The sequence below is a fragment of the Roseburia sp. AM23-20 genome (genome assembly GCF_003470905.1).
Lineage (GTDB): Bacteria > Bacillota > Clostridia > Lachnospirales > Lachnospiraceae > Roseburia > Roseburia rectibacter.
Genome location: NZ_QRHS01000051.1, coordinates 1 through 4,902 on the forward strand (window position 1 = coordinate 1; position 4,902 = coordinate 4,902).

The following is a 4,902-nucleotide window of genomic DNA, read 5'->3' on the forward strand; positions in this document are numbered from 1 at the left end:
AATAAAATGTGCCGCCCGATGGGCGGCATGTTTTAAATAATCAAGGTACAGATGATTACATACTTACCTTATTTCTTTATCGTAAATTTACTTGTTACACAGTAATGAAAAAAGCCAATAGTTTGTAACTGAACTTTACAAACTATTGACTTTACATTTTGATGTCCACTCTTCAATAAATTATCATACGAATATATCTTCAATACTTTATAATTCAAGAGTAATAATAAGGCTATTGGCATGTACTTTTGCAACAATATTTCCGCCAAGAATGGCAACAAGTGTTTTTACTACCGCAAGTCCCAATCCTGTACTTCCATTATGTCTTGATTTATCGCCTGTATAAAAACGGTCAAAAAGTCGATTGCAATCAATTTCTGAACTGTCACTCATTGGATTTTCAATGGTAAATATAATATTATTATTTTCTTTCTCCATAAGTGTTATTTTTATCGTTCCAACAGAATACTTAATTGCATTTGTCAACAGATTTTGTAAAATTCGTTCTACCATATTTTTATCAGAATATACGTATATTGAATAATCTGGGAGATTTATTTCGGGTAAAATATTCTCCTTTTCTAATGCAACGGCATTTTCCGTAATTAAATTTATTAACATATTAGATATATTAAACTTTTCTTTTTCTGGAACTGTCTGCTGTTCCTCCAAAATAGAAAGGTCATAGAATGTTTCTACCAATTCTTTCATTTTTTCGGCTTTGCTAAAAATCACTTTTACACGCTGTGCTTGACTGGATTCCAAATTTTCTTTTTGCAATAATTGTAAATGACCAAGAATGACTGTAAGAGGTGTACGCAAATCATGTGATATATTAGCAACAGATTCTTTTAAATACTCTTCATTGCGTAATACGCCTGCAACAGCCTGTCGTTGTCTGATATTATATTGATTCAATATACCAGCCAGTCTTTCTAAATCTTTATCAATCAACGAAATGTCTAACATCTGCTGTGAATTTCCAGAATTCAATTCATTAACTTGATCCGCAAGATTACGGATTTGTTTTTTTAATTGAATATATCGAAATAGCAGTATTACTAAAAATATTGTTATGATAATTAAAATCCATTCTATGTTAGACATTTTCTCCACCTATTTAAAATCACATTTACAAAATTTTATCCACGAAAGCAATACCAATATACCAGACCATATACATCCTACTAAAATAGCTATCGGTTGAAAAAAGGTTTTCATGCTGACAACGATTCTGATTTGATAAGTAGGTAAAAAACCGACTGGTAATCTCAACATCATTCCATAGCCAAGATATAAGCTAAGACCAAAAATAATAATTGCTGTAACCGAGGTTGCTTTTACAGCATCCTGTAAATAGCAACAAATAAGTATTGCAATTAGAAATATCGCACTATTAAGCAGACAAGAATAAATGATTGCTTTTATAATATTGTAAAAAAACATTCCCACGTCTGCAACACCAAAGCGTCCAAATTCCCTTATGCACCCTGAAACTGGATAGACAAGAGCCATAAGATTAAAAGCAATTAAATACGATATTATTTTACTTGTAAAAATTTGTTTTCTGGAATGTCCAGCACTGACCTCTAAGTTTATTGTTCTCTTAGAAAATTCCTGTCCTAAAATCAATGCAAGTATAGCCGACATGATGATAAGAAGAAACGTAGAATCATACACCATTCCATTAAAAATATCAGCAAGAGAAGAAGCAATTTCTTCTGTCGATCCCATGACCTCTGTAACATAAGTATCTGCTGTAAAAAATCCTAAAATAAATATTCCAATCATACCACACCAGTAAATAGAATTATGTAACAACTGATATTTTTCCAGTTTTAATAATTTATCCATAAAAAACACCTCCGGTTATTTCAAGTCTGTATGTAAAAAAGCACTACCTGCAATGAAATATAAAATAAAATTCCATAAAAAATCTACAAACAAGCAAAAGTTTGTCGAATAGACCTTTTGCAATGAAATTAACCTAAGTTGTCCCATTGGTATTATTCTGCTGATTATTTGTGCAGATTCACTGTTCAGCAAAAAAATCATAACAAAAAATAAAACCATTGAAACTGTCAGTGTTTTCCCCATATCACGAAAAATAAAAGCAAAAAACATCGGTAATGCACACAGTGTTATCATGGCAAACAGAGTTAGTAAAACCATAGTATATGTGCTATCATTCCAAAAAAGTTTTTCTCCAATATAAAATTGACTAATAATTCCATGTACAAATAATGGAAATACCAGAATGATAATACAACCTATTTGAGATACAATTAACTTTACTCTAAATATAGAACTTCTTTTATGTCCGGCAGTAATATAAGTATTTAAAGTTCTTCCACTAAAATCACTTCCAATGAACAATGCTATAAACACTATACTCAAAAAATAGAGTAACGGAATATTGTATAATGATGCCATAATTAAGTTTGAAGAGCGTTCTTTACTATCTAACAGCAATATGCTACTCAAAAGGAGATTGAATATTCCAATTCCCCAAAAATACCAACTGTGAAACAACTTATATAACTCAGTTTTTAGGAGATTTGACATCTTTTGTTCCTCCTATTTTGCTCAAAAAATAGTCCTCCAAAGTATCGCCAGATACAGAAAGTCCTGTTACAAGAATGTGCGATTCTGCCAAAGCAGACGCAACTGTCTCTAAATCATTCAAATAATCATACAAACGAATTATGCCATCTGGCATTAGTTTAAAGTTATCTGTATGAAGATTCTCTTCCAAAACCAGAACCGTTTTCTGAACATCTGTTGTTTTAATTGCTATATGTCGTTTACACCGTTCATTTAATTCATAATCAGAAATCTCTTCTATAATTTTTCCATGGTCAATCAGAATAAATTCTGATGCTGTTTGATACAATTCTTCTAAGATATGGCTTGAAACCAAAATGGTCATACCATATTCTTTATTCAAAATTTTTAATAAATTTCTGATTTCTACAATTCCAGCAGGGTCAAGACCATTGATAGGCTCGTCTAAAATCAATAGTTCTGGTGTATTTAAAAGTGCAATCGCTATCCCCAATCGTTGACGCATACCTAATGAAAAATTGCGGACACTCTTTTTACCTGTATCTTGCAATCCAACCATATCTAATGTCCTTTTAATAACTGATTTATCTGGTATGCCTCGTTGAATACGCTGTACTTCCATATTTTGATAGGCAGTCATTGACGGGAATAGAGCAGGCGTTTCAATCATACTTCCAATTCGTTTACGCTGTTTCTGCAATTCTTCTGTTCCAGAATTTCCCCATAAAGAAAGTGTACCACTTGTTGGAAACGCAAGCCCTGTGACTAATCTTAAAAAAGTAGTCTTACCTGCTCCGTTTTGACCAATAAATCCATAAATTTTTCCTTTTTTTATTTGTAAATTTATGTGGTCTAATGCTAATGTTTGTTTATATTCTTTGGTTAAAGACTTTGCTTCTAAAATAATTGAACTCATATCCCAAACCTCCTTTACTTAAACCAGTATAACGGGCAATTTTAAAGAATTTCTTAAATCGTAATGAGAAAAGTTAAAAAAATAATAAAGCTAAGGAACGTTTAATCCTTAGCTTTATGTAGGCGGTAGCCAATGCCCCAAACAGTATCAATAAATTCTGTATCAGAGCATATCGCTTTTAATTTATTGCGTAAATTACTGATATGAACATTAAGTGTATTATCTTCAGCAATATATTCTGTATCCCAAACACTTTGAAAAAGATTCGATTTTGAAAATACTTTATCTGGATATTTCATCAACAATTCTAAAATGCCAAATTCTTTAGCGGTTAAGGATAATTCTATTCCATTCAAAAATGCTGTATTTTTCTCTAGGTCTAAAGTCAGATTGTTATATTGCAAACATTCTGTCTGGCTATTTTGAAATTGTACTCTTCGCAGATTACTTTCAATTCTGGCAAGCACTTCTTCCATATCAAAAGGTTTTGTGATATAATCGTCTGCTCCCAGACGAAGCAAGTCGATTTTATTTTGTGTAGTTTCTTTCGCTGAAATAATAATAACAGGTATCGTAAATTTCTTGCGTACATCAGATAAAATAATATCACCACTTCGATAAGGAAGCATAATATCAAGTATAATCAAATCAATTTTTTCTTTATTCAAAAAATCCAGAACATGAAGTCCATCATATTGGCAATGCACAGCATATCCTTTTTCTTTTAGGAAATCAGCCAATAACGCATTTATTTCTAAATCATCTTCAATAATCAATATTTTATTCATTAGCCTACCTCATTCCTGCAATGCTACTTTCCCATTATACATTTAAGGTTGTATTTCCTCAATACCATTGCAACCAATTATATGAGAGGGATTCTTATTTTGTCAATCTAATTGTAAGCAGAATAGTATAGATTGGATAAACAATTACCATACTATTCTGCTGTAACATTTATCCTACAATCTTCCAGTTATCGTCCTTATGAAGCACAAGCTCATACTGTGAGATTTGCGTCATTTTCGACTTGTTATCCAGATACTTTACAGACACACTGACCTTGAGGTTATCGCCGTCTTCGGTAAAGACAGGGTTTACCAGTTCTGAAAATACATAGTCGCCGGATACAGGAGCAAGCACACCGTCTTTGACATAATAGGCAAGTTCTTTTTCCGTAGCTGTCGGATAGAGCTTAAAGAATGTTTCCAAGAAAGCGGTAGCGTCCTTGACAGTATCGGAGCTGACACTGACATCTGTTTCCTGTGCTTTCGGTTCATACTTTGATTTCTGTACCGACGGAGCAAGGGTAGGATTTTGGGTAATGACCATTGCACCGTCCTTATCTACATGAACGGTCACTGTGAACTTCCTGAAAAATTAACTCTCGATGGCTTCTAGGTTTAATTCTGGGAGTCATC

The 4,902-nt window shown here is 32.5% G+C and carries 5 protein-coding genes and 1 pseudogene; all 6 read right to left on the minus strand.

Annotated elements, in window-relative coordinates:
- Window positions 1–207 precede the first annotated feature (207 nt).
- Window positions 208–1,107: a sensor histidine kinase gene (locus DW650_RS19030; RefSeq protein WP_035403270.1), complete on the minus strand. Its 900-nt coding sequence runs from the start codon at window positions 1,105–1,107 to the stop codon at window positions 208–210.
- A gap of 9 nt (window positions 1,108–1,116) precedes the next feature.
- Window positions 1,117–1,854, minus strand: a complete 738-nt coding sequence (locus DW650_RS19035; RefSeq protein WP_054752124.1) for an ABC transporter permease — start codon at window positions 1,852–1,854, stop codon at window positions 1,117–1,119.
- 15 nt (window positions 1,855–1,869) lie between these two features.
- The gene (locus DW650_RS19040; protein WP_055165788.1) at window positions 1,870–2,565 is read right to left on the minus strand and encodes an ABC transporter permease; all 696 of its coding nucleotides are present in this window, start codon (window positions 2,563–2,565) and stop codon (window positions 1,870–1,872) included.
- A complete protein-coding gene (locus tag DW650_RS19045) occupies window positions 2,543–3,481 on the minus strand; it encodes an ABC transporter ATP-binding protein (protein WP_035403278.1) in 939 nt (312 codons plus the stop codon). The genes DW650_RS19040 and DW650_RS19045 overlap by 23 nt, the downstream gene beginning before the upstream one ends.
- 101 nt (window positions 3,482–3,582) lie before the next feature.
- Window positions 3,583–4,269 carry a response regulator transcription factor gene (locus DW650_RS19050; RefSeq protein ID WP_005342931.1) on the minus strand — a complete coding sequence of 229 codons (687 nt, stop codon included), beginning with the start codon at window positions 4,267–4,269 and terminating at the stop codon, window positions 3,583–3,585.
- A gap of 169 nt (window positions 4,270–4,438) precedes the next feature.
- A pseudogene (locus DW650_RS19055) lies at window positions 4,439–4,849 on the minus strand (conjugal transfer protein); the annotation flags it as partial.
- Between the last annotated feature and the right edge of the window lie 53 nt (window positions 4,850–4,902).